General features: G+C 54.6%; 28 protein-coding genes. 21 read left to right on the top strand and 7 right to left on the bottom strand.

Annotated elements, in window-relative coordinates; genetic code table 11:
- Positions 1–110: 110 nt before the first annotated feature.
- The 21 genes from QUD59_RS00680 to QUD59_RS00580 all read left to right on the top strand — a co-directional run bounded on the left by QUD59_RS00680 (position 111) and on the right by QUD59_RS00580 (position 18047).
- Positions 111–875, top strand: coding sequence for a DUF3450 domain-containing protein (locus QUD59_RS00680; protein WP_286238885.1), 765 nt, complete (start codon positions 111–113; stop codon positions 873–875).
- Positions 865–2223 carry a MotA/TolQ/ExbB proton channel family protein gene (locus QUD59_RS00675; protein ID WP_286238884.1) on the top strand — a complete coding sequence of 453 codons (1359 nt, stop codon included), beginning with the start codon at positions 865–867 and terminating at the stop codon, positions 2221–2223. The genes QUD59_RS00680 and QUD59_RS00675 overlap by 11 nt, the downstream gene beginning before the upstream one ends.
- The gene (locus QUD59_RS00670; RefSeq protein ID WP_286238883.1) at positions 2213–2731 is read left to right on the top strand and encodes a MotA/TolQ/ExbB proton channel family protein; all 519 of its coding nucleotides are present in this window, start codon (positions 2213–2215) and stop codon (positions 2729–2731) included. Before QUD59_RS00675 ends, QUD59_RS00670 begins: the two co-directional genes overlap by 11 nt.
- Positions 2728–3138, top strand: coding sequence for an ExbD/TolR family protein (locus tag QUD59_RS00665; RefSeq protein WP_286238882.1), 411 nt, complete (start codon positions 2728–2730; stop codon positions 3136–3138). Before QUD59_RS00670 ends, QUD59_RS00665 begins: the two co-directional genes overlap by 4 nt.
- Positions 3138–3773 carry an energy transducer TonB gene (locus QUD59_RS00660; RefSeq protein ID WP_286238881.1) on the top strand — a complete coding sequence of 212 codons (636 nt, stop codon included), beginning with the start codon at positions 3138–3140 and terminating at the stop codon, positions 3771–3773. The genes QUD59_RS00665 and QUD59_RS00660 overlap by 1 nt, the downstream gene beginning before the upstream one ends.
- Positions 3774–3777: 4 nt before the next feature.
- Positions 3778–4989 (top strand): tetratricopeptide repeat protein, encoded by a 1212-nt coding sequence (locus QUD59_RS00655; protein ID WP_286238880.1) that lies wholly within the window; start codon positions 3778–3780, stop codon positions 4987–4989.
- Between the two features lie 4 nt (positions 4990–4993).
- A complete protein-coding gene (locus QUD59_RS00650; protein ID WP_286238879.1) occupies positions 4994–5722 on the top strand; it encodes a response regulator transcription factor in 729 nt (242 codons plus the stop codon).
- The gene (locus QUD59_RS00645; protein ID WP_286238877.1) at positions 5719–7065 is read left to right on the top strand and encodes an ATP-binding protein; all 1347 of its coding nucleotides are present in this window, start codon (positions 5719–5721) and stop codon (positions 7063–7065) included. Before QUD59_RS00650 ends, QUD59_RS00645 begins: the two co-directional genes overlap by 4 nt.
- A 99-nt stretch (positions 7066–7164) precedes the next feature.
- Positions 7165–9111: a TonB-dependent receptor domain-containing protein gene (locus QUD59_RS00640; protein WP_286238876.1), complete on the top strand. Its 1947-nt coding sequence runs from the start codon at positions 7165–7167 to the stop codon at positions 9109–9111.
- Between the two features lie 141 nt (positions 9112–9252).
- A complete protein-coding gene (locus tag QUD59_RS00635; protein WP_286238875.1) occupies positions 9253–9888 on the top strand; it encodes a PepSY-associated TM helix domain-containing protein in 636 nt (211 codons plus the stop codon).
- Between the two features lie 13 nt (positions 9889–9901).
- A complete protein-coding gene (locus QUD59_RS00630; protein WP_286238874.1) occupies positions 9902–10402 on the top strand; it encodes a DUF2271 domain-containing protein in 501 nt (166 codons plus the stop codon).
- Between the two features lie 2 nt (positions 10403–10404).
- Positions 10405–11238 carry a DUF4198 domain-containing protein gene (locus QUD59_RS00625; protein WP_286238873.1) on the top strand — a complete coding sequence of 278 codons (834 nt, stop codon included), beginning with the start codon at positions 10405–10407 and terminating at the stop codon, positions 11236–11238.
- Positions 11235–11543: a hypothetical protein gene (locus QUD59_RS00620; RefSeq protein ID WP_286238872.1), complete on the top strand. Its 309-nt coding sequence runs from the start codon at positions 11235–11237 to the stop codon at positions 11541–11543. The genes QUD59_RS00625 and QUD59_RS00620 overlap by 4 nt, the downstream gene beginning before the upstream one ends.
- Positions 11530–12030: a DUF6162 family protein gene (locus tag QUD59_RS00615; protein ID WP_286238871.1), complete on the top strand. Its 501-nt coding sequence runs from the start codon at positions 11530–11532 to the stop codon at positions 12028–12030. Before QUD59_RS00620 ends, QUD59_RS00615 begins: the two co-directional genes overlap by 14 nt.
- Complete coding sequence (locus QUD59_RS00610) at positions 12017–12925, top strand: metal ABC transporter solute-binding protein, Zn/Mn family (RefSeq protein ID WP_286238869.1); 909 nt, start codon at positions 12017–12019, stop codon at positions 12923–12925. Before QUD59_RS00615 ends, QUD59_RS00610 begins: the two co-directional genes overlap by 14 nt.
- Positions 12926–13627: a metal ABC transporter ATP-binding protein gene (locus QUD59_RS00605; protein WP_286238868.1), complete on the top strand. Its 702-nt coding sequence runs from the start codon at positions 12926–12928 to the stop codon at positions 13625–13627.
- Positions 13627–14505, top strand: a complete 879-nt coding sequence (locus tag QUD59_RS00600) for a metal ABC transporter permease (protein ID WP_286238867.1) — start codon at positions 13627–13629, stop codon at positions 14503–14505. The genes QUD59_RS00605 and QUD59_RS00600 overlap by 1 nt, the downstream gene beginning before the upstream one ends.
- Positions 14506–14513: 8 nt before the next feature.
- On the top strand, positions 14514–15329 hold the full coding sequence (locus tag QUD59_RS00595; RefSeq protein ID WP_286238866.1) for a hypothetical protein: 816 nt from the start codon (positions 14514–14516) through the stop codon (positions 15327–15329).
- 75 nt (positions 15330–15404) lie between these two features.
- Positions 15405–15647, top strand: coding sequence for a CDGSH iron-sulfur domain-containing protein (locus tag QUD59_RS00590; RefSeq protein WP_286238865.1), 243 nt, complete (start codon positions 15405–15407; stop codon positions 15645–15647).
- Positions 15648–15754: 107 nt separating this feature from the next.
- On the top strand, positions 15755–16885 hold the full coding sequence (locus QUD59_RS00585; RefSeq protein WP_286241069.1) for a BaiN/RdsA family NAD(P)/FAD-dependent oxidoreductase: 1131 nt from the start codon (positions 15755–15757) through the stop codon (positions 16883–16885).
- Positions 16886–17432: 547 nt separating this feature from the next.
- Positions 17433–18047 carry a 2-hydroxychromene-2-carboxylate isomerase gene (locus QUD59_RS00580; protein WP_286238864.1) on the top strand — a complete coding sequence of 205 codons (615 nt, stop codon included), beginning with the start codon at positions 17433–17435 and terminating at the stop codon, positions 18045–18047.
- Positions 18048–18164: 117 nt separating this feature from the next.
- Here QUD59_RS00580 and QUD59_RS00575 read toward each other — a convergent pair whose 3' ends face one another.
- The 7 genes from QUD59_RS00575 to dctP all read right to left on the bottom strand — a co-directional run bounded on the left by QUD59_RS00575 (position 18165) and on the right by dctP (position 25155).
- A complete protein-coding gene (locus QUD59_RS00575) occupies positions 18165–20018 on the bottom strand; it encodes a methyl-accepting chemotaxis protein (protein ID WP_286238863.1) in 1854 nt (617 codons plus the stop codon).
- A 141-nt stretch (positions 20019–20159) separates the two neighbouring features.
- Entirely contained in the window at positions 20160–20948 is a 789-nt protein-coding gene (locus tag QUD59_RS00570; protein ID WP_286238862.1) for a substrate-binding periplasmic protein, read from the bottom strand.
- A gap of 133 nt (positions 20949–21081) precedes the next feature.
- Positions 21082–21408, bottom strand: a complete 327-nt coding sequence (locus QUD59_RS00565) for an AzlD domain-containing protein (protein ID WP_286238861.1) — start codon at positions 21406–21408, stop codon at positions 21082–21084.
- 13 nt (positions 21409–21421) lie between these two features.
- Entirely contained in the window at positions 21422–22108 is a 687-nt protein-coding gene (locus QUD59_RS00560; protein ID WP_286238860.1) for an AzlC family ABC transporter permease, read from the bottom strand.
- 63 nt (positions 22109–22171) lie between these two features.
- On the bottom strand, positions 22172–23470 hold the full coding sequence (locus QUD59_RS00555) for a TRAP transporter large permease (RefSeq protein ID WP_286238859.1): 1299 nt from the start codon (positions 23468–23470) through the stop codon (positions 22172–22174).
- Positions 23471–23527: 57 nt separating this feature from the next.
- On the bottom strand, positions 23528–24031 hold the full coding sequence (locus QUD59_RS00550) for a TRAP transporter small permease (RefSeq protein WP_286238858.1): 504 nt from the start codon (positions 24029–24031) through the stop codon (positions 23528–23530).
- A gap of 92 nt (positions 24032–24123) precedes the next feature.
- Entirely contained in the window at positions 24124–25155 is a 1032-nt protein-coding gene (gene dctP / locus QUD59_RS00545; RefSeq protein WP_286238856.1) for a TRAP transporter substrate-binding protein DctP, read from the bottom strand.
- Positions 25156–25191: the final 36 nt, after the last annotated feature.

The raw sequence follows: 25191 nt of genomic DNA, 5'->3' as shown, positions 1-25191 counted from the left end.
TTTTTTATTGCCTGCGTCAAGTTTGTAAAGAAGATAAAGAAGCTTGATGTGTATAAGAATGTGCTAGATAATCATTCTCATTAACGTTTATTTGTCTCTTGGGAATGATCATGCATGGAAAGTTTACCTGTACGGTGCTGAGCCTGGCACTGTCTGTCGCTGTGGCAAACGCGGCACAATTACCCTCCGCAAGCGCACAGGCGGGCGCAGTGCATGAACTCGGTCAGAAGGCGCAGAAGCGGATAAATCAGCTTGACCTGAATAGTCAGGAGGCAACCGAGACCTATCTGGCTAATGAGCGCATGGCTGATCTGACAGAAGCCTACAACCAGCAGATGGCTCAGCTGGTCGCCTCGCAACAGGCTGAAATGGCTGATCTGCAGCAACAGATCGACTCCATTGAAGAGATGGATCAGAGCGTGCTGCCGATGCTGAATCGAATGCTCAGTACCCTGCAGCAGTTTGTCTCCGCAGATACCCCGTTTCTTCCACAAGAGCGCCAGCAGCGAATAGCGCGCCTGCATGCCCTGTTAAAGCGTGCGGATATCAGTGTTGCGGAAAAGTATCGTCAGATTCTGCAGGCCTATCTGGTGGAAGTGGAGTATGGGCGGACGCTTGAAGCCTACAGTGGCAGCCTGCCGGACGCAGAGGGCCGACAGGTGACGTTCCTCCGTCTGGGGCGCGTGGCGCTCTACTATCAGAGTCTGGATCGACGTCAGAGTGCACTCTGGCAACCGTCGCAGCAACGCTGGCAGATGTTGGATGAAGCGCAGAATCTGGCGCTGGGTCAGGCGATTCAGGTGGCACTGCAGCAGCAGGTTCCCGCTTTGCTGAATCTGCCGTTGCCGGCAATGGAGGTGGCTCATGCGGAATAAATGGTTAACTTCAGGTTTGCTGGTGCTGGGTATCAGTAGTGCGGTTATGGCTGATCCGGTGCCTTTGCGTGGATTGCTGGATGATGTGCAACAGATTCGCAGTAACGACACCCAGATCAACCGTCAGCGTGAAGCCCGTTTTACCGCCGAGCTGGATCAGCGCGAACAGTTGCTGAAAGAGAGTCAGTTACGGTTGCAGGCAGCGGAAGCGGAACAGACCCGCCTGAAAGCTGAATTTGATGCCAATGATACCCGTTTGGCCGGTCTGGAAGAGGCGTTGCAGCAACGTTCCGGCCAGTTAGGTGAGGTCTTTGGTGTTGCCCGTGAAGTGGCTGCAGAGCTGCGTCCTTTGTTGCAGGACTCCATGACCAGTGCTGAATACCCTGAGCGGACCGGACAACTGGCATTTGCAGATTCAAAGCGGGTGCCGGATCTGCAGGATCTGCAAAATCTCTGGTACCAGTTACAACTGGAGATGACCGCTAGTGGTGAGATTGCCCGTATCAAGGCCCCGGTAACGGCGGGGGATGGTTTGTCTGAAGTACGCGACCTGCTGCGCATAGGTACTTTCACCGCAGCAACGGCGGAGGGCGAGTTTCTTAGCTGGAACACCTCACAGCAACTATTCAGTGTGCTGGCAAAACAGCCCCCGGCGGCAGATCAGCAGGCGTTTGTGGAATATCTGAATGGCACCGGTAGCGATCTGTTGATTGATCCCTCGCGCGGGCAGTTGCTGGCATTGCTGGAGCGTATGCCCGGTCTGTCGGAGCGGATTCGTCAGGGGGGTGAAGTGGGTTACCTGATTCTGGCGCTGGGTGGCATAGGTCTGCTGGTCGCGTTATGGCAGATGCTGATGATGACCCGCAGCGAACTGCGGGTGCGCAGCCAGTTAAATGATCCGCTCAATCTGAATTCAGGCAACCCGCTGGGGCGGGTGTTGCTGGCACTGAACGGAACTGATGATTCTCTCAGTCAGCGCGAACTGCGGGTCGATGAGGCGATCCTGCGGGAGTTGCCGGCCATTGAACGGGGTCAGAACATAATCAAACTGCTGGCCGCGGTGGCCCCGCTGTTGGGGCTGCTGGGTACGGTGGTCGGTATGATCGCGACTTTCCAGAGCATCACGCTGTTCGGAACCAGTGATCCTAAACTGATGGCCGGCGGTATCTCTCAGGCGCTGATGACCACGGTATTGGGTCTGGTGGTAGCGATTCCGCTGCTGTTCTGTCACAGCTATCTGTCGTCCCGCAGTCGCCGGATCAGCCAGTTGCTGCAGGAGAAAAGCCTCGGCCTGCTGGCGGAATCGGAAATCGGGGAAGAACCTGAGGCGCTGTCACATGCTGCCTAGCCTGCATGACTGGCTCTATGCACTGAGCCAGTTTTTTCAGACCGGCGGTTGGGTGCTTTACCTGATTCTGCTGGTGGGTGTCGTGCTGTTTAGTCTGATTCTGGAAAGGCTGGGGTATCGCTTCTGGCAGTATCCGGCGGCTAAGAAGGCGCTGACCACAGAGCTGGGGCGCACTGCCACGTTCTCGGTACGACGCAGCCGGGTCTGTGATCTCGATATCGCTCTGAACAGTCAGTTCGCCATGATCAAATGTCTGATTACGCTTTGTCCGCTGATCGGCCTGCTGGGCACGGTCACCGGCATGATTCAGGTGTTTGATGCGCTGGCACTCTATGGCACGGGCAATCCGAGAATGATGGCGGCGGGTGTGGCCAGTGCAACCTTCCCAACCATGACCGGAATGGCGGTCGCAGTGGCCGGCCTGCTGTTTTACAACCGATTATTTCGCTGGGCGGAGGCTGAGCGCAGTCGTTTGCGTCTGGTGCTACAGACAGGAGAAAACCGATGAGGCAGCGTTTGCTGGTTTCACAACAACAGGATGAAGCTGAGATTAATATGACGCCGATGCTGGATGTGGTTTTCATTATGCTGATCTTTTTTATCGTCTCCACCTCGTTTGTGCGTGAGGCGGGTATCGACGTTAACCGGCCGAGTGCGGCCAGCAGTGCGGAGCAAAGTAAGACTGCTGTGCTGGTGGCTATCTCTGACCAGAATCAGATCTGGGTGGATCGTAAGCCGGTTGATATCCGTATGCTGCGTCCTGCTATTGAACGTCTGAAGAGTGAACAGGCTGAGATCAATGTGGTGATTCAGGCGGATCAGGCGTCTACGACCGGGCAACTGGTTAAAGTGATCGATCAGTTGCGACTGGCGAAGGTGGCTTACACCGTTTCGACCCGCGAGGGTAACGATTGATGTTGCGCATGTTGCTGGCCCTGCCGGGCGGTGTGTTATCGGTATTGCTGCTGTTTTATCTGCTGGCAATGCTTTCGCTCAGCCCGCAACAGGCAAACCGGGATTCGTCGATGACACCGGAGCTGAATTTCCACTTGCTGCGTGAAGATCCGGAGCTGCAGTTGCGGCAACGGCAGAAGCCGCCGGAACCGGAGCAGATTGTGCCGCAGTCTGCTCCACCGGTGCCGAGTATGGATCTGCCACAGCCGGAGCTGGATACGCTGGCGCCGCAGGTCGATATTCCTGATCTGATGCCCTCGCAACCGGTGCTCACTGCGTTGGCTCCCTTGGCGCCACCCCAGCCAGCGCTGTATCTGGACAGCAACCCGACGGTGCTGAGTCAGGTGCCTCCGGGCTACCCGCGACGGGCCTTGCGCCGCAAGCAGGAGGGCAGTGTGACGGTGGAGTTTCTGGTGACCGAAGCCGGTACGGTTCAGCCGGACAGCATTAAGGTGATCCGTTCGACACCGGCCGGGGTGTTTGATGATGCGGTGCTTCGCTCGATCAAGCGCTGGCGTTTCAAAATACGCCGGGTCGAGGGGCGGGCCGTACCTTTTAAGGCCCGTCAGGAGCTGGAATTCAAACTGGAGAAGTAATCCCATGAAACCTATTACACAGTCTATCCTCTGGTTATGCCTGATCTTCGCGGGCTCATCGCAGGCGGCTCAGGCAAGGCTGACCGAAGCGGAATACCGGCAGTTGAATGCGGTATTTCCGTTGATGGAGCAGGGGCAATGGGCTGAAGCCAGAAAGCAGTGGCTCAGTGTTGAGAAACAGGTTCGCAGTGATTATGCCAAAGCGCTGGTTTTCCATAATCTGGCGCAGGTCAGCCTGCAACTGGAGCAGTACCCGGCTGCTATCGGCTATCTGAAGCAGGCCAGGGGGCTGGATGCGTTGCCGCCTGAACAGATGCTCAACCTGCAGCATACGCTTGGCCAGTTATATTGCACTGAGGCGCAGTGGAAAAACTGTATCCGTGAGATCAGCCAGTGGATGCAGCAGCCGGAGGCTAAGGCCAGAGCTGAGGATTATCTGTTGCTGGCGCAGGCTAATGCGCAACTGGAGCGCTGGCGCGAAGTGCTACCGCCGATCAGGGCTGCTATCAGTCAGCGTAAGGTAGCACCGGCCAGTTGGTACCTGCTACAGATCGGTGCCCACGTGCAACTGAAACAGTGGGCCGGTGCGGTCAGGCAGCAACAGCAACTGGTGCAGCATTATGCAGATAAGCCCGAATACTGGCGCCAACTGGTTTCTTTGCAGGTACGTCAGGGGGCCGAAAAGCAGGCGCTGGCAACCCAGCGTCTGGGGTATCAGCGCGGGTTGTTAAACGAAGCACGGGATTATCGTCTGCTGGCGCAGCTCCTGCTGAACCAGCAGTTGCCCTATGTTGCCGGAGAGATACTGGATAAAGGGGTGCGCAAGGGCGTACTCCGGGCCAACGCCAAAAATCTGGATCTGCTGGCCAACGCCTGGATCAGGGCGCGGGAGGATCAGCGTGCTATTAACGTGCTGAATCGCCTTCAGGCTCAGGCCCCTCGCCAGAGTCGCGCAGTGCGTCTGGCGCAGTTGCATCTGAAAACAGGGCAGTGGCACAGCGCAGAAACCTTGCTGCTCAAAGCGTTGCAGCAGAAACCGGCCAAACCGGCTGAGCTGCAGTTGTTGCTGGGAATCGCCCGGGTCAACATGAAGCAGTTTGAGCAGGCACGCAGCGCCTTTGTTAACGCCTCCCGTGAAGATCGCTACGCCCGGTCTGTGGCTGGCTGGATGCGTTATCTGGAACAACTGGAGGCTGCCAGTGAACGCCAGGGCTGATTGGATGGAGCGGGGAGTACAGGTGGATTCCGCTGCGGTCAGGCCGGATCTGACGGCACGCATTCTGTTGATTGAGGATGACCGTGAAGTCAGTGATGCGCTGGCCGGAATGCTCGGGCAGAAGGGCTATCATACCGTACAGAGCTTCAACGGCCGGGAGGGGTTGATCACTGCGATCAACCAGACCTTTGATCTTATATTACTGGATAAAATGTTGCCGGAGCTGGATGGTCTGGAGCTGTTACAGCGGCTCCGCCGTTATCGTGATACGCCGGTAATGATCCTGTCTGCCTGTGGTGCGGAACAGGATCGGATCGACGGCTTCAATGGCGGTGCCGATGACTATCTGCCGAAACCGTTCAATATGACTGAGCTGATGCTGCGGATCAGGGCGTTACTGCGCCGCAGTCTGGCGCAACCTGCAACCCGGGAGCGCCCCAGTCGGTTTGAGGATGAGGAGCTGGTGCTCGATCTGCAGCAGCAACGGCTGGTTTCGCCACAGGCGGAGGTGGAGCTGACACCGATCGAAGCCGAACTGCTGAAAACCTTTCTCAGCCACAAAGGCGAGATACTGAGCAAGCCGTATCTCTACCAGCGGGTACTGAACAAGCCTTTCAGCCGTTATGACCGGGGGCTGGATATGCATGTCAGTAATCTGCGTTCCAAATTTACCGCAGTGTCTGCTCTGCAACGGATTAAAACCATCCGCGGACAGGGTTACTGCTATCAATGAACCGTCGCTTATTCTGGCGTCTTAACTTCAGTTTGCTGGCGCTGTCACTGATTCTGTTTTCGGGTCTGCATCACCTCTCATCCCGGATTACGCTGGGGATGACCGAAGTCTCAGCGGACAATCAGACACGGATCCGTGAGCTGGCGCTGGAGATTGAGGGGGCCCTGTTGCAGGGTGATGAAGCCCGGGTACTGCAGGTACAGCAGAGGATCCGGCGGGAATACGGGGTCTGGTCTGGCGTCAGGCTTGCGGATCACCGGTTGCTGGCAGATCAGCCCATACCCGAAGTGCTGCGGCCCCGGCTTGGGTTCCAGCGCCAGGTGAACTGGCCGGTGCACCCGTTTATGCAGCACCTGCTGATCGGTGAGCCGTTCACCCGTAGCGGCGGCAGTTTTATTCTGCAGTTGCCGCGAAGCATGTATCCGCAGGGCAATACGGCGCTGGTTCACAGTCTGCTGACCATCATACTGCCCTCACTGATTATGACCCTGTTCTGCTGGCTGGCTTATCGTTATCTGATGCAGCCACTGGAGGCGATGAATAAGGGGGCGCTGCGTCTGGCCGATGGTGACTTGTCTGCGCGGGTTTTACCCGACATCCGTCGGCGGCGCGCCGATGAACTGACCCGGGTGGCGATTTCATTTGACCGTATGGCCGATCAGGTAGAACAACTGGTCAGCTCCCAGCGACAGTTGCTGGGGGATCTTTCCCATGAGCTGCGAACTCCGCTGACACGTCTGGCGCTGGCACTGGAGATCAGCGAAACCGAACCGAAACGGATCGGTGAGTTGCAGCCGCGTCTGAAACGGGAACTGGCCCAGATGCACCAACTGGTTGAGGATGCACTGACGCTGGCGTGGCTCGAAGGGGAGCCGGAAATAGAGACCGGGGATGCATTTAACCTGACAACCTTGCTGGACCTGATCTGTGAAGACGCCGGTTTTGAGTTTCCCGGGCGGCAGATCCGGCGAGATTACCCGGCGCAGCTACCCTTGCGGCAATCCTCTCAGATGGCGCTGGCACAGACACTGGAAAATGCCCTGCGTAACGCACTGAAATATTCACCTGAAGATGAGCCGGTGAGGGTGTCCTGTTGCAGCAGGGAAGGGGAGTATCGGGTGACAATTTCTGACCGGGGGCCGGGCGTACCTGAGGCTTATCTGGAGAAAATCTTCGATCCGTTTTTTCGCACCGATAAAGCCCGGTCCCGCGAAGTGGGAGGCTTTGGACTCGGTCTGGCGCTGTGTAAACGGCAGGTACGCCTTTTAGGTGGAGAGATCCGCGCAGAGTTGAATACGGCGGGCGGTCTGGATATTGTCCTCACGCTGCCGGCAGGTGCCTGAACCGGTTTTGAATTGTAAATTGTGTAAAGGGTGTTGGAATTTTGCAGTAGATATAAATAATGCAAATCATTCTCATTATTTATTATCGGAATAACGCAAATGAAAACGCTTGTTGCTACCAAATTACCTCTGGTGCTGGCTGTCGGCATCGCCACCCAGGCCTGGGCAGAAACCCCGGTTGTCGAAAACAGTAAAGTTCAGGTATGGGGCACGCAGATCAGCAATGCCTCCTCACTGCTGAGTGAGGATATCGAACTGAAACAGGCAGATCACCTGAGTGACCTTTTGCGTGATCAGCCCGGTGTGGATATCGGTGGCGCCCATTCAACCAACCAGCGTATCAATATCCGTGGTATGCAGGATCTGGATCTGGATATCACCATCGACGGTGCCCGTCAGAACAACTTTATGTACCACCATATGGGCAACCTGCTGATCAACGCGGATATTCTTAAGGCGGTTGATCTTCAGGTGGGCACCAACTCGGTGATTAATGGCGGCCTTTCCGGTGGCGTTGCCTTTGAAACCAAAGACGCCAAAGACCTGTTGAAAGAGGGCCAGAAAATCGGTGCCCGTCTGCATGCCAGCGTTGCCAGCAACGACTACTTTGGATACTCCGCTACCGCCTACAGCCAGTTGAATGATCAACTGGATCTGCTGGCCTACTTTAACACTACCAACCGTGACAACCCGGAAGATGGCTCGGGCAATGAGAGCATCGGTAACGACGGTGAGATCGATAACGCACTGGTCAAACTGGGGCTGGATATTGATGATGCCAACCGGGTGGAGTTCAGCTACGACAAATACACCGATGCAGGTGACTACGCGCCGCGTGCGGACATGGGCGCACTGACCAATGCGGCGATTACCGACAACACGGTTTACCCGACCGAGTTTGAACGTGAAACCCTGACCCTGAACTACGAGCTGGATCTGGGTGATGCTGTCAACCTGCGGGCAACCCTCTACCAGAACACGATGCACCTGTGGCGTGATGAAGCGCTGAACAGCCGTGCATCCTACCGTTACGCTGAGGGTGAATCGGTGAACCGGGGTCTGAACCTGCTGGCAGAGTCTGTGCTGGAAGGTGACAGCGTGTTGCATACCCTGCGCTACGGTCTGGAAACCTGGAAGCATGAGACCGAACGTCTGGAAGATGGCGCACTGGTTCGTCCGGAAGAGGCCACCTCGATGGCCCTGTTTGTGGAAGATGCGATCGAATTTGAAAATGGCTTTGTGCTGACGCCGGGTGCTCGCTATAACCGCTACAAACTCGACACCACCGCCTCAGATAAAACCTTTACCGATACCACGCTGGGTCTGGCGGCGGCTTATCCGCTGACCGATGCCTGGACCCTCCGTGCCAGCAGCACTCAGTTGTTCCAGGGGCCAAACCTGTCTGAAGTGTTCTCCAGCTCTACATCGGCTGCTAACCCGGATCTGAAAGCAGAAACCGGTATCAACCATGAACTGGGTGTGTCCTTCGAAGAATCCGGGGTGGCCGGGCTAGATCGGCTGAACTTCTCCCTGACCCTGTTCCAGACAGATATTGATGATTACATCGACGATGAAGGTAACGGAACGCTGGAAAATGTCGGCGACTACCGCCTGCGCGGTTTCGAAGCCAGTGTGGGGCTGAGTCAGGGTAATCTGGATGCACGCCTCTCTTACGCGCATTCCGGCTCCGAGAATCGGGAAACCGGTGAGGCTCTCTCTCGCGAAGTAGGTGACAGCATTGCACTGGGTCTGGATTACTACATTCCGTCACAGAATCTGGCGCTTAACTGGACCAGCCAGTTCATTCTGGAAGAGGAGTACTACGATAAGCCGGCTTACGATGTGCACAGCCTGTCGGCTAACTGGACACCGGTATCGATTCAGGGACTGACTCTGACCGCCGGTATCGAGAACCTGTTCGATGAGTACTACGCCTCCCACGCCTCCCGCATCGGTGATGCGAACCACCCGGTGTTTGGGGCACTGCACCTGACCGACTACGAGCCGGGGCGTAACTTCAAGCTTTCCGCTTCTTACAGCTTCTGATTATTTCCTCCCCCTTCAGGAAAGATGCAGAGTGTCGCCCGGGCAATTGTCCGGGCGCTTTTCGATTGTAAAGAATGTATGGGTGTTTGGCGTCAGTTGACTCAAGCTATAAATTAATGATTTTGATTGTTATTTAGATTAATGAATCAGTCCCTTACTGTCAGGCCAAAGAAAAGCAGCAAAGTAAACCGGTTGGTCCGGTTGCTGCACGTCTATACCTCCATGCTGATGCTGCTGGTGATGCTGTTTTTTACCCTGACCGGCCTGACGCTGAACCATCGCGACTGGTTTGCCGATGCCCCTGCGCCTGAAAGGCTGGAATTGCCATTGCCGCAAATGCTGGCGCAGCCTGAGTTGTGGCGGGAAGATCCGCTGGCGCAGGCTGAGCAGGTACGCCGCTGGCTCAGCCGGGAATATCAGGTGCTGGGGAATCAGGTGAGTTACGAGTGGGAGGCCGATTCACAGTTGATGGTGATCGATGTGAAGCGTCCCGGTGGTTACAGCCTGGCTGAGGTGGATCTGGAAAGCGCCTCCGTGCTGCTGGAAAAACAGACCTACGGCGCTGTAGCGACGCTCAATGATCTGCATATGGGGCGCTATTCCGGTGCGCTGTGGAGCGGCTTTATCGACCTCTCAGCCGTCGCCATGCTGCTGTTTACCCTGACCGGATTCTGGCTGGTGCTGCCGCAAAAGAAAAAGCGCCAGCGTCTGATCTCACTCAGCCTGCTGGGGAGCGGTTTGTTTGGCAGCGCCTACCTCTGGGTGATTCTGACTTAAATACGGAGTGTGCATGAAACGCATCCTTAATCCTGCACTGCTGGTGTGTTGTCTGCTGGGCGCTGTCCCGGCGGTTGCGCAGCAGGTGCAGATCGATTTTACCCTGCCGCAACTGCAGGTGGCGAAGTATCAGCGGCCGTTTCTGGCGGTCTGGGTTGAACGTAAAGGCGAGCGCCGTGCGGTGGGTACGGTGAGTGTCTGGTATGACGACAAAAAATGGCTCAAGGATATTCGCCGCTGGTGGCGCAAAGATGGCCGTTATCAAAGCGAGCTGGATGGTGTCTCTGGTGCCACCCGGCCACCGGGGGATTATCAGTTGATCTGGCATGGCGAGGATCAGCAGGGACAAGCGTTGCCGGATGGCGAGTACACCCTCTATCTGGAAGCTGTGCGCGAGCACGGCGATCACACCCTGCTGAAGCAGAAATTTACCCTGGGCCAGTCGGCGCAGACTTACCGTCTGGATGCCGGCGAAGAACTGGGCCCGGTAGTTATCAGTGTTGGAGAGAAATAACCATGTTTAAAGGCATACGTCACCCTGTTAAAAGCTGCCTGCTGGGCGGTTTGCTGGCCATCTCATCGATGGCGCAGGCTCATCCGCTGTGGGTACTGCCCAGTGAGTTTTCTCTGTCGACTGAAGAGGGTCAGGGGCAATGGGTCAGTTTTGATGTGAGTGCATCGCATACGGTTTTTGCCTATGACAAAGGTGTACCGCTGGACAGCTTTAAGCTGTATGCGCCGGATGGTGACCGGCAACCGCTGGGCAGCTATTTCAAAGGCCATCGGCGCAGTGTGTTTGAGCTGTATCTGGATCAGAACGGAACCTACAAGATTGAGGGACAGCGCCCGGCGTTCTACTTTACCAGCTATAAATCCGGCAAACGGGATACCCCGAAGCGGATGATGGCGAACAAACAGGAAGCGAAGCAGCGGTTGCCGAAAAATGCCCGTGACGTATCTACCCTGCTGATCGATCTGTCGACCCGAACCTATGTCACCAACAACACACCGAGTGACAGCGTTCTGACCCCGGCGGCCAAAGGTCTGGATCTTAATCTGCTGACCCATCCGAGCGATATTGTCGTCGGTGAGCCGGTTGAGCTGGCGCTGCTGCTTGATGGCAAGCCGGTGAGCGATGTTGAAGTGGAAATCACCCCCGGCGGCACCCGTTATCGCAGTGAACGTGGCGCTCTGCAGTTGAATACTGATCAGCAGGGCGCTATCCGCTTTACCCCGGAGCAGGCAGGCCCCTGGTTGCTCGGTGCGAGCCTGAAAAGCCCGGTAGACAGCCCGTTGGCAGATTACAAAATGTCGATCCGCTATATGAGCTTTGAGGTACTGCCGGAATGATCCGGCCGTTGACTCTCCTTGGTGGCCTGACGGGGCTGATGATCTCCGCGGGCGCCCTGGCGCATTATCCGATGATGGAATGTGCAGCACAGAGCGAAATGATCGAATGTCGGGTTGGTTTCAGTGATGGCTCCAAAGCCACAGGTAAACCGGTGCGCCTGTACGATTACGATGAAAATCTGATTGCCGAAGCCGAGGCGGATCAGCGCTCACTGGTCAGCTTCAGCCAGCCACAGGGCGAGTTTTATATCCAGTTTGATTCCGGGCATGAATTCCCGGTAGAGGTGGACTATGGCGAGCTTTAATTCGGGCGGCACGCGGGAGCGGCTCCTGCCCGATGATGGCCGTCGTGAGAGTGGCTGGCTATTGCTCTGTATCGCAATCATCCTGACTGCGGCCGCCATGTTACTGCAGTTTAATCAGACTCAGACCCGGAGCGCGACGACCCATCTGCATCTGGATCTGCAGGGCCGGGCGATGCTGACATCGCTGATCAACGCGGCCGACGAGATCCGCTTTATCACCTCTGATCCCGGAGTATTGCCGGCTCTGGCTGAGCTGGTAGATATGCAACTGCCGCCGTTTGCAGCGGATACGGAGCATGCCGGGCAGTATCAGTGGCAGTTGCTGGCCGGGGGATGTTATTACGGCGTGCCGGGGTCCCCCGGAGACGCGACATTTATTCTTAAGCCGGGGGCATCTGACTCCGGCGTGTATTGGTATTTTAATCCCGGATTCAGCGCAGATTGCGCTGATCTGACCTCATGGCAGACCGTCGATGAACATCATTAAACCAGGCTTTATTTTTTCTCTTCTGCTGCTCAGTCTGAATCTGTCGGCAGCCCCGCTGAAAGTCGGTATCACACTGCACCCTTACTATGCCTATGTGGCGAATATTGTGCAGGACCGCGCTGAGATCGTACCGCTGGTGAAAGCCGGGTTTAACCCCCACAGCTACGAGCTGCAACCGGCAGACCTGAAACGCCTGATGACCATGGACGCGCTGGTGGTGAACGGAATTGGCCATGATGAGTTTGCGTTCCGGGCGCTGGAAACGCTGGAGAGTCAGTATGGGAAAGAGCGTGATCATCTGCGTCTGATCCACGCCAACCGCGACGTCCCACTGCTGGCGGCGGAGAATACGCAGGGGGCATGGAATCCGCATACTTTTGTTTCGATCAGTGCGGCAGTGCGGCAGGTTTATACCATCGCCGAGTCGTTGGGTGAGCTGGACCCGGACAACGCCACGTTCTTCAAGAAAAACGCGGTGGCTTATGCGCGTAAGCTGCGCAAACTGAAAAATCATTACAGCAAAGCGTTGCTGGGGCTGGATCTGACGGGCATCCGCATCGCCAGTACCCACAACGCTTACGGGTATTTTCTGCAGGAATTCGGAATCGGTGTCGATACGGTGATTGAACCGGCTCACGGTGTTGAGCCCAGTGCCAGTCAGTTACAGGCCACCATCGACCGGATTCGGCAGGCCAATGTGCAGTTGCTGTTTACCGAGCTGAATATGGACTATCGCTATGTGGCGACGGTGGAGGAAGCCACCGGGGTTCAGTTGCATCACTTCTCCCACCTGACATTTGGTGAGTATGACCCGGATCTGGTTTACCGGGAGATGGAAGCGAACCTGAAAACACTGGTTGAGGCGATCCAGTCTGCAGTGAACAAGGGGGCCTGAATGGGACCGGAAATCAGCGTGAATAACCTCAGCCTGAGCCTGAATGGCAGAACCATTCTGGCCCCTGTGAATGCCCAGTTGGCAGCAGGGCAGTTGCATCTGCTGGTGGGGCCTAATGGCGCAGGAAAAACCTCATTGTTGCGTTCGTTGCTGGGGCTGACTGCCTACCGGGGTGAGATTATCCGGCACTGGCCGGGTAAGGCGCAGCGTCCGGTATATATACCGCAGCAGCCACGATTTGATCAGGTACTGCCGGTGACCTGCGCTGATTTTTTGCTCTCGGCTGTCAGTCGCCGCCCGGTGTTTTTGGGTGCCGGACTGAAGCGCCGTCAGCAGGTAACGGATTTGTTGTGCCGGGTAGGGATGCAGGATAAAGCCGGCCTGCAACTGGGGCGGCTCTCCGGTGGTGAACGTCAGCGCCTGATGTTTGCACTTGCGCTGAGCCGGCCGGCGGATCTGTGGTTTCTGGATGAGCCAATGACCGGGCTGGATACAGAGGGGCAGACGCTGTTTGCCGAACTGATACTGAGCCTCAGGGCAGAGGAGAAAACGCTGATCATGGTGCACCACGACATGCAGTTTGTTGCGCAGCATGCCGACAATGTCCTGCTGGTAGACGGTGGCTTAAAACAGAGCGGGCATCCGCATCTGCTGAGCCTGCCTGAGACGTCGTTTGGCAGTGCGATGGCGGAGGTGGCCTGATGGAGGCATTACGTAACTGGGTGTTTCAACTGGCAGAGGCGGGAAGCCTGCCGGCGATCTTTGAATACGGATTTCTGATCAATGCGCTGGTGGCGGCGCTGATCATCGGCCCCTTGCTGGGGGGGATGGGGAGTCTGGTGGTGATCAAGCGTCTGGCTTTTTTCTCCGAAGCGGTAGGGCACGCAGCCCTGACCGGTATTGCGATAGGGATTCTGCTGGGCGAGCCGGCGGCGCACCCGTATGCCTCGCTGTTCAGTTTCTGCCTGATCTTTGCCCTGTTGCTGCACTGGGTAAAGAGCCGTACCGAGGTGCCTTATGATGCACTGGTCGGCGTGTTTCTGGCGGTGGCCATCGCTATAGGGGCCGCGCTGCTGCTCTATGTGGCGCGTAAGGTAAACATCCATATTCTGGAAAATGTGCTGTTTGGCTCGATCCTTACGGTTCAGGATCAGGACCTGCTGGTACTGGCGGTGATTGCGGCGATCTGCTCCCTGCTGGCGATCTGCTTTGGTAATCAGGCATTGCAGGCCGCGCTGAACCCTGAACTGGCGCAGGTGAGCGGTATCAATACCCGCTTGTTCGATTATGTATTTGTCGCCCTCATTGCGCTGATTACTGTGGCGGCGGTAAAGATCGCCGGTGCGGTACTGGTGGGCGCTATGCTGTTGATTCCGGCGACGACGGCCCGCTTGATCAGCCACAACCTGCGGCAATTTTTCTGGCTGAATATTCTGCTGTCGACCTCCTGTTGTGTGTTGGGGATTATTCTGCCGATGGCGCTTGAACTGCCGATTCCATCCGGCGCTTCCATCGTGCTGCTGGCGAGCCTTGGGTTTGTTCTCGCCGTATTGATTAACCGAATGAATGCGTATGCCTGAGGCCTGATATGCGAACACTGATTGCTCTTACCTCTGTACTTTTTCTGTTTTACCTCACACCTGCACAGGCCCACAGTAAAGCCCAACCGGATGCATCGATTGTCAGTGCACTGCCCGTGCTGCATGCACTCAATCAGGCCCTGCTGAACGGAACACCGGTTAAAGCCATCTACCTGCCTCCGAAACGTCTGCCGGTCAGCCGGATCGGTAACTGGTTGCAGCATAAAAGCGGCAACGTGATTTCCGGGCTGGAACCGGTAACGGCTCTGACGACCATCGAGTCAGTCTGGCCGGAACAGGCGTTGCTGAAACACCTGCGTGCGAATAACGTTGCCGTGATTGAGCTGGATGCGGCTTCCGAACTGCTCAATGGCGGTGCCCGGATCAGCCTGAGCCGGGAAGATACCGATAACCGCACCTCATTCTGGATGGCACCGGATAATCTGCAGGTGATGAGTCAGATACTGGCGCGTGATATGCAGCGGATCTGGCCGCGCTATGCCGCCACCATTCGGGCCAACCAACTGCAATTGCAACAACAGGTGCGGGATTATGCACTGCAGATGGATCAGTGGCTGATCGATCATGATCTGGCAGAGATCTGCCTGTTAAGCCCTGAACTGATGCCGTTGGCCCGGGCCACCAACTTACCGGTGGCTGTCTCTGACTGTGCCCCTGACGCACTGCAACTTAAGCGGGATACGGGTAAAGGCAGTCCGGTTGCCGGTGTGTGGCAGGTCAATGGTTTACAGAAGCCGCTCAAAGGTAACCTTGAGCAGTGGCTTGATGCTAATCTTCAGCGCCTGAGGCAATCTGCAGGCTGAGCAAAGTTTGCTCAAACCCCGGCTCTCTTCTACGTTTAGTGGAAACCGAACCCTAAATCAGAGGAGTGCCATGCTATGTCTCATTCACCGGTACACCGGGCAGGGGATGCGCCGGCCAAAGTTCATCTGGAAGAGGGCCAGACCTACGCGTGGTGTGCCTGCGGGCGCTCTGCTTCACAGCCGTTTTGTGATGGTTCACATCAGGGTACCGGCATCGATCCGGTGGTGTTCACCGCCGAAAAAGATGGTGATGTCTGGCTCTGCATGTGTAAGCAGTCCGGCACGCCGCCACTGTGCGATGGCTCCCATAAAAACTGACACCGGGCGATCAGGGCTATGGTAAGATAGCGCGCTTTCAAAATCAGCGGAGAGTGCGCGTGTTGCAGTATGATGTGGTGATTATCGGTGCCGGAGCCTCAGGGCTGATGTGCGCTGCAACAGCCGGTTACCGGGGGCGTTCGGTGCTGGTGCTGGAACATACTGCAAAGGTGGGCCGGAAGATTCTGATGTCCGGCGGCGGGCGCTGTAACTTCACCAATATTCATAACGGCCCGGCTAACTTTCTCTCTGCTAACCCGCATTTCTGCAAATCAGCTCTCAGCCGCTACAGTGCGCAGGACTTTATCGAACTGGTCGAACGTCACGGGGTGGAATACCACGAGAAAACGCTTGGCCAACTGTTCTGCAATGAGAGCAGCAAAGAGATTTTGCAACTACTTCTCACCGAATCGGAATGGGCCGGCAATGAGATCCGCACCGGCGTTTCAGTGTCTGCCATTGTGCCCTGTGAGCAGGGCTACCGGTTACAGAGCAGCGATGGCGAAATTGCTGCATCTTCAGTGGTGATTGCCAGCGGCGGTCTCTCCATACCCAATGGCGGTGCGACTCCTTTTGCTTACGACATTGCTCAGCAGTATGGCCTTGAAGTGCTGCCCTGCAGCGCAGCGCTGGTGCCTTTTACCCTGCAGCCGAAAGAGAAAGAGCTGTTGAAGGAGCTGTCGGGAGTATCGCATAAAATTGCCGCCAGCATCGGTAAGACCCGCTTTGTAGAAAATATGCTGTTTACCCATCGCGGCCTCAGCGGCCCCGCGATCCTGCAGATCTCCTCCTACTGGCAACCCGGTGGCGAAGTCACGCTGGATCTGTTCCCCGAATTTGATCTGCTCACCTGGCTGAAAGAGCAGCGTGAAGCCCGGCCTAAAGCGGAGCTGGTGAATGTGATGGCACAGCAGATGAGTAAGCGCATGGCGCAGATACTCTGCCAGATGTTCGCTCTGGCAGGGGTTATGGGCAGCCTCTCCAACAAAGATCTGGAACAGGTCGAACAGGCGTTCCGCCAGTGGAAAATCAAACCCTCCGGCACCGAAGGCTACCGCACTGCGGAAGTCACGCTGGGCGGTATCGACACCAACGAGATCAACCAGAAAACCATGGAAGCGAAAAAAGCCCCCGGCCTCTACTTTATCGGTGAATGCCTCGATGTCACCGGCCATCTGGGCGGCCACAACTTCCAGTGGGCCTGGGCCTCAGGGTTTGCCGCGGGGCAGGTGGTTTAATGTGGAGTATCTCCGTTTCTTGCGAATTGAAGAAAGCTTGTTGATTAAGATATGACTATTATTAGGCCTTAATCCTAATGTATAGGCTTTAATTCAGTGCTCAGTACCTTGGTCAGATCCTATGCAGTCTAAGGCAATACTGAATTGTTCCCCGTTAGGGTAAAAGAACCGATATGAAAAGCGCTTGCTCTGTGCCTATAGCGTTGCAGGTGATTCATACTCAATTGTTATGTTCTTGTTTGATTCGAAAATATGTCAACGACCGTCGCCACAAGCATGGTATTGATCGCTTCAATATCGATGGGCAAGGCTTTAGCGGTCAGGGTATATCCTTCAACGTAGGGAATAATCAGGCTGGCAATCAGACGGCTGCTGTTTACCGGGATTAGTTGAACAGCAGCCTCACACTATCCGCTATTGCGGTGACTGTGACCGCGTAGCCGGGCCCGGAATAATCCTGATCCGCTTTCACGCCCTGCACTGATATGCTATTAATCTGGCAAATCTTTTCATCTGCTTAGTGATAATGCTACCGGGGACGTCCGACATGAACAGGCAAATAGACTACTACTGTACCAGCCTCTCTCCGTTTACCTATTTGGGTCATACGCGTTTGCTGGAACTGGCGGGCAGTTTTCATGCCCGGATACTTTATAAGCCTGTTATCGTGCCTCAGATCTTTGCCGAATCGGGCGCGCTTCCGCTTAAGGAGCGACCCAAGGCCCGGCAGAACTATCGTTTGCTGGAGATCGGTCGTTGGGCACGGAAAAGGGGCTTGCCGGTCCATTTACATCCGGCTTATTTCCCGGTGGATCCCAGTCTTGCCGATAAATGTGTGATTGCACTGCAGCTCGCCGGCGAGGACGCTGGTGCGTTTCTTGGGCGCGCACTCGCCGCGTGTTGGGCAGAACAGAAAAATATTGCCGACCCGGAGGTAATCCGTGCGCTTCTGGATGCATTAAACATGGAAAGTGAGGAGATACTGCTGCAAGCAGATTCCTCTGAGGTGGACGCGGTTTACCGGGAAAACACGCAAGATGCGATAGCCAAAGAGGTACTCGGCGTACCTGCCTATGTGCTGGATGGCGAACAGTTCTGGGGGCAGGATCGTCTGGAATTATTAGCAGATACACTGCAGAGTCTGCATACCCAAGCGGATTGAGAAGTGCGGCCACGCTTCTGTAACGCTGAGCTGAAAAGCAGTTTCTTTACAGTCAGCGTGGCCGACAGATCAAGGGATGACCGGTGCTTGTCCGAAGCTGGCTTTCTTTAGCTTTCCTCAGTCAGATTCCGTTCGGAATTGCCGGCAAATTGTTTCCTGCTCGGCGCTCAGCGTGGTCACGCTGCCTGAAAAATCCAGAACTTCACGGCTGAGCCCTATGTTCTGTTCGACCGTATCAGCCACTTTCGTCATGTTCTGGTTTATTTCATGTGATGTCTGTGCGACTTCCTCGATACCAATCGCTAACCGGTTGTTGGTTTCTGAAACCTGCACAATCAGATTGCTGATGTTGTTAATCTCCCCGGCTGCCTGATCTCCCAATTGCAGGCTTTCGGTGACCCGGCTGGCGCCCTGATCCATAGTGGTCATAAGTGAGGTGAGCTGCATTTTCATGGCCTGAACGATCTGGTTGATATCGCTGGTGGCCTTTACTGTTTTTTCCGCCAGTGCTCTTACTTCGTCAGCGACAACCGAAAAGCCTCGCCCGGCTTCACCCGCACGTGCGGCTTCTATCGCGGCATTGAGTGCCAGAAGGTTGGTTTGCTCGGCTAAGCCGTTGATCATGTCGGTCACGCCGTCCACTTTACTCGATGCGCTATCGAGCTCACCTGCACAATGATTAAGTTCAGTGAATACCTGACCAATCTGGTCCAGTGAGCTGAGCGCGTCTGTGACTACCGCTTTGCTGTTCTCTGCGGTATCTCTGGCCTGAGTCGCCTGTTTTTGTGCGGCGGATGTTTCAGACGCCATCTGAGCAGTCGTTGTTGTGATCTGCTCAACGGCGGCAGCGACAGTTTGCGCCTGCAGGCCTGCATCGATATTTCTCTCCGTAAGGCTGCTCAGCGTGGCCTGTAGCTGGTGAGTCATCTGCTGAACCTGATTACTGCCTTTGGTTATCTTGCTGAACATATCGGAGAGGTTTTGCGTCAGCAGGTTCACGGCTAAGCCTAACTGGTCAAACTCATCGTTTCTCTGCTGATTGACGTTGAGCTTAATACTCAGATCGCCTGAGGAAACTTTTTGTAAAGAACCGACGGTCTGGCTGAGGGTGCGGTTAGCCTGCAGCCAGGTGAACAGAAGAAGCCCCAGAACCAGCAATGAAACAATAACCCCGCAAAGAATAATCTGTTGAATAACGACCTGACCGTTCTGTTGAGCCACAGCTCTTGCGTCGGATAATTTGGTATTTAAGGATTGCTTCTCTGCACTGATCTGCTGGATTAACTGAGCCCGGGTTTGCTGCATAGCCACTGACAGTATTTCTAGTTGCTGGTAACGCAGGATCAGCGGCTTTAAAGTGGCTTCTACTGCGGCCAGCGGCTCGCCGAGATAATCCGTCATATCTTTTTCTACGACCAGACGGTTTAACTCAGCCAGTTCAGACTGGATTGCATCCTGACTTTTAAGGCTGCCAGTCTGAATCATCTCAAGTACCGCCAGATGGAAGGCTTTAAATGTCTTACGGTAAACACTGAAGAGTGATTGCTCTAATGTCAGCAGTTTCTGGTTGTAGTTATAAAGTTCGCCCCGGGTCTCCAGATCACCGAGTTGTTGCAGTATCAGGGCAGCATCCTGTTTGCTGGTGATCCAGCTACTGAGTAACGGCATCATGGATGCCTGACTCTCTTCGGGAATCGAATACTGTGCAAATAAATCAGAATATTTCTGCTCAAGCCCGTTGATTGCCTGCATATTTTTCGGGCTGTCATCTTCTGCTGAAAGTTTGAGGATTTCCAGATGGAGCTGGTTAAGAATGGTTTGTTGCTGATTTAACTGGTCAATATCTTCGGATGTTTCACTGAGCGAGGCCAGTGAGGAAACCGAAAGGGTAGACAGTGATAAATAGCCTATAAAGGTCAAGCCAATGGCGAGCAGAAGTTTGTGCTTGAAGCTGAGATTGATACCGGGCATACAACTACCATCTTGTTATGATTGTGAGGCGTTATGATGCTCAGATATTTTATGGGAATTGGCCAAAACGATTGTCTGGCATACGGCGGCATTTTTTATTATTACGACAAGCCGCTTAAGCGTTTACCGTCGAAGTCCTTTTTACTCCACTGCCTGATCGGGTGAAAAACCATACTGTTGTTTCAGGGACGTCATCGTGCCATCCAGTTTGATGGTTTTCAGCCCCTTGTTGAAGGTGTCGATAATCTCTGTAGCTCTGGGGTGGTTCCGGGAGACCATAAAATACAGATGGTTGTAGCTGAGGGCGGGAGTTACCATCTCTACTTTGTCCTGGTACTCCTGCAGAGGCCCTTGCAGAGAGTAGTTCAGCATGCCGGCGTCTCTGATGGTGAGATCTACTCTGCCTTCTGCGACCATTTTTATTGCACTTTCCTCCTCTGAGACATACCGCCTGGTGATCTTGTCTGAGTGATCAAACTCTTCGGAGTGAACACCGCCTCTGAGGAGTACAAATGTGTAAGGGGTCAGATCTTCAATGGTGTTCCAGGAAAATACCCGGTCTTTCCGTTTTACCAGCACAATCTTATTCAGCAGGATCGGATCACTGTAGAGAAACTTTCGGGCACGCTCACTGCTATACCAGGCGGGCATGCCGTCTAACTGGTTAAACGCAACCTCGCGCAGGGCTCTGTTCCATGGAATTATCTCCCAGCGGGTGTTGATACCCTGCCGTTTAAAAGCGGCTGAGATCAGTTCTACAACCAGACCCCCACCCTGAATCCGGGCGGATGTGTAGGGCGGCCATTCATTGGCCGTCAGGCGCAGAGTGTTATCACCTGCATAAACAGCAGGGGTTAACAGAAGGCAGGTCAGCGCGATTGCGCAGGCCCGCCTGATCTTACCCGCAAGGTGGACTGGGAACTGACTCATCGCAGCGCTTAACTCGTTTCCCGGGAGTATCCGATTAAACCGGAATACACTGGGTACTGATTGGCAATACCGCATTACCGCAGCACGGATTATGAAATGCAGTATAGACATAAGTTGGGCGGATCTGTGTGCCTTAACCGATGCTGTTGAGCATCCAGAGCGTCAGCATCCCTCCGGCCACAGGCCAGAGTACACTGCGTGAAAACCTGGCGATCACTATTGTTACCGTCGCCGCTGCCAGTTGTTCAGCGCTGATCGAAAACTCTGCTATGGGTCTGCTGAACAGGAGAGAGGGCGCGCAGAGCGCGGCCAGAATCACAGCAGGTAGCAGGCTTAAAACGTGCCGATAGCGTTGGATCAGGGTATCGGTTCTGGCATGAAACTGAATAAAAGAAAGCCTGACCAGAAAAGTTGCCAGACCAACAGCGGCAAAGAGAAACCAGAGCTCAGTCGTGTTCATGGTCATTGATCCATTATGGGTGACTTGGGCGAATCAGGTAGCCGCTGAGGACGCCACAGCCGACAGCAATCAGAAAGCCCAGGTTGTAAGGTAAGGCGTAAAAGATAATGGCTGCGCTGGCCGAGATGATGGCTGCCAGCAGCATTCGTCGGTTACTGATGGTGCCGACCAGCATCGTGAGAAAGGCCAGTGGGATAGTAAATTCAAGGGACCAGCTCGGTGGAATTTCCGAGCCCAAAACGATGCCGAGCGCGACAGAACCAATCCAGGCCAGCAGCATAGAGCTGGCTACACCGCTGAGATAGAAAAGCCGTTCAGGTGCTGTTTTTTCCACCTGTTCCGGGCGCTGACAGAGACCATAAACCTGATCGGAGAGCATATAGGCCAGTGGGAAACGATAGCGTTTTCGCAGAGGGCCGATCAGTCCGGAGAAGCTGGCGCTATAGATAGCGAAGCGTAAATTTATAACGATGACTGTCAGCAGTATGATCAGGAAGGGCGCGTTATCCTGAATAAGACTGTAGCTGGCCAGTTGCGCGGAACCCGCGAAGAATAAAAGGGTCATGCCCATGATCATTTCCGGGGTCATGCCCAGTGAAACGCCGGTAGCACCGGCGATGAGCCCGAAGGGCAGGATTCCGGATACCAGAGGCATCAGATCTTTTACGCCCAGCCAGAATTGCTTAGTCAGCGGTTTCATATCGCTACCTCGAACATGCGAAAACAGGGCATAAAGCCCTGTTTGATCGGGAGCATGGTTCGCTCAGTTGATATAACCAAATAGTCTTGGCAGATAAAGCGCCAGTGGTGGCCAGTAGGTAGTGACCAGCATGACGGGCAGGGCAGCGAATGCCATAAAGCCAAGGGCCGGACGCATCACCTGAGACATACCTACTTTACCGATACGGCAGGTCATAAACAGAATTGGCGCCATCGGCGGGCTGTTACAGCCAATGACCACACTGGTACCGACAATCGCTGCAAAGTGAACCGGATCGACACCGATATTCACCATCACGGGCAGTAGCAGCGGGCTGATAATCGCAACGACACTGACATCATCCATAATCATGCCCAGCAGGATCAGGAAGATATTCACGACCAGCAGAATCAGCAGTTTATTCTGGAACAGATCCATCATCAGCTCAGTGAGTTCCTGAGGAACCCGCTCGAAGGTGAAGATGCGGCTGGCGACGAATGAGAATACCAGAATGACCATGATGACGCCGGTGGTAGCGGCTGCGTTAATCAGGCAGGCTGCCATTTTCTTGAAATCCAGCTCTTTATAGATAAAGAATCCAACCGGAACAGAGTAGACAACAGCAACGGCAGCGGCTTCTGTCGGTGTGAATACACCACCGTAAATACCCCCCAGAATGATGACAGGCAGCATCAGTGCGGGCAGCGCTTTCCAGAAGCTGCCACCGATTGCTTCGGCGCGTTCGCGCATGTTCATCTTCTCAGCGGCTTCATCCGGGTGATTGCGCATCTTCAGCCAGTTCATGAAGCACAACGTTATTATCAGCAGAATGCCGGGACCGATGGTTGCCAGAAAGCAGGCGGCTACGGACTGTCGGGTTACTACTGCATACAGAATCATGGTAATGCTGGGAGGAATCAGCAGGCCGAGTAATGAGGAGATGCCGAGCAGGGCGCTGGTGTATTCGCGGCTATATCCATGGCGCTCCATCGGGCCGATCATAATGGTACCGATTGAGGCTACGGCGGCGGAGGCGGTACCGGAGATAGCACCGAAAACACCGCAGGCCAAGACCATGGATGAGCCCATACCACTGCGTGAGCGTCCCACCAGATTTTCAACAAACTCTACCAGTCGGGCGGCCAGTCCACCGGCCTGCATCAGGTAGCCGGTCATGATGAACAGGGGGAGCGCCAGAAGGATGATGGAGTTAACCGACCAGAAGCCGGTGGTCATCAGAGACGAGATATCGACCTCGTACATCACGGAAAGAATCAGCGTCATGGCGGCGAATGAAAAGACCACCGGTACGCCAATCATCATTAATATCACCACAGCGGCGATTGCAATTAAAGCACCCATAATAAAACCCTAATACTTTATATTTATATTTTGACTACGCCGCTATTCCGTGGGTCGTTAATCATTTTTAAAGCTATTCAGATCGTTGAGCAGGTCGCGGATCAGATAAAAGATAAATAAAACACTGGCCACAAACAGGCTGCTTTGAGACAGATACCAGGGCAGTTTAAACACCGTAGTGGTCTGGCTCTTTTCAAAGGCCCATTGCATCAGGTCAAAGCTCCAGGTGGCAAAGAAGCCAGCCATCACCAGTGAGATAAAAGTGGCCAGCAAATGCATAAAGCTGATCACTTTCTGGTTATCGGTAAAAACCTGCACGAAGTCTGCGCAGAGGTGAGAGCGATCTCTGGAAGCCAGTACGGCTCCGAGCATGTAGAGCCACATGGCGCTCATAAGGACCAGCTCTTCAAGGCCGAACACGGGTTGATCGAGTATCGCCCGGGTGAAAATGCCGTAAGTCAGCATCAGTGCAATCGCTGAACTGATCAGCACAACGATAGGTTTAATCACCGCGGAGATCAGTTGATCAATCGTGCTTATGGAGGAGAGGAGAATAGTCATTGGTAACCCGCTTTTTTTCTTGTAACGACCGACGGGGTTCCGCCGGTCGTTTGTGCTCAGAGAGCTTTTATAAGGATAGAACTAATGACGACTTACTGAGGTACAGAGGCGTTAGCGCGCAGTTTAGCCATGAGCTCACTGCCGAGGGATTCCTCAGCCTGTGGCCATACTTCGTCACGCACTCGTTTTACCCAGGCCTGCATCTCTTCAGTGGTTGGCACGATGTATTCCATGCCCGCTTCCTGAGCAGCCTTGATCCATTTCTCATCTTCAGCTTTTGCGGCCTTGAACTGTTCGTTAATGATCACCTGAGCGCTTTCTTCAATGATCTTGCGATCTTCAGCGTCAAGCTCAGCCCAGGTTTCATCGCTCATCAGCAATGCGTAAGAGGAGAAGTTGTGTTTTGAATGAACGTAGTAGTTCAGCTGATCACGGAAGTACTCGTAATCCCAGTAGATCACGTTGCTGGAGTCCCCATCCACGACGCCTGTCTGGATAGAGGTGTAAACTTCAGCCCAATCGATTGGCACGGCCTGGAAACCCATGGCTTTCATGGTCTGTGGCAGAGGGAATACCGGCTGTGAACGTACTTTCATGCCTTTCGCAGCTTCGAAGGAAGTCGCGTAGCGACCTTTGGTGGCAATGCCGCCAAAACCTTCAGGATAAGGGCCGAAATATTTCAGGCCGATATCTTTGTAGACCGGGCCGAGGATATTCTTCAGCCAGCCGTTCTCGCCGTAGGCTGCAAGTGCATCATCCCAGCCAAGGGTCAGATACGGAATGTAGTTGACCGCCAGGCGCTCGTCATAAGAGGTTTGCGGCCAGGTCACCATCATATCGATGTTGCCCTTGACCAACTGATCGAACATCTCCTGCTGACCACCCAGCTCGCCCTGATAGAAAATATTCACTTTCATGCGGCCATCGGAGTTCTGTTTGATCAAATCTGCCCATTTCTGCATGGATTTACCCTGAGCGGAGTCACGGTCCCCTGACTCAAGAGCAAGTTTGAATTTGTAGTTGTTATCACTGGCAGTGGCTTCGGCTGCGCCAAACAGAGCAATCGCTGCGGAAACCGTAACAATCTGTGTGGTTTTGGCAATTTTTTTAGCAATAAACTTCATGCTAGTAACCCTTGTTATTGTTGTCTTTTGGTTGCT

The organism is Neptuniibacter halophilus, from assembly GCF_030295765.1.
Taxonomy (GTDB): domain Bacteria; phylum Pseudomonadota; class Gammaproteobacteria; order Pseudomonadales; family Balneatricaceae; genus Neptuniibacter; species Neptuniibacter halophilus.
Note: the sequence above shows the minus strand (reverse complement) of the source record. Positions and strands in the feature narration are given on the sequence as shown.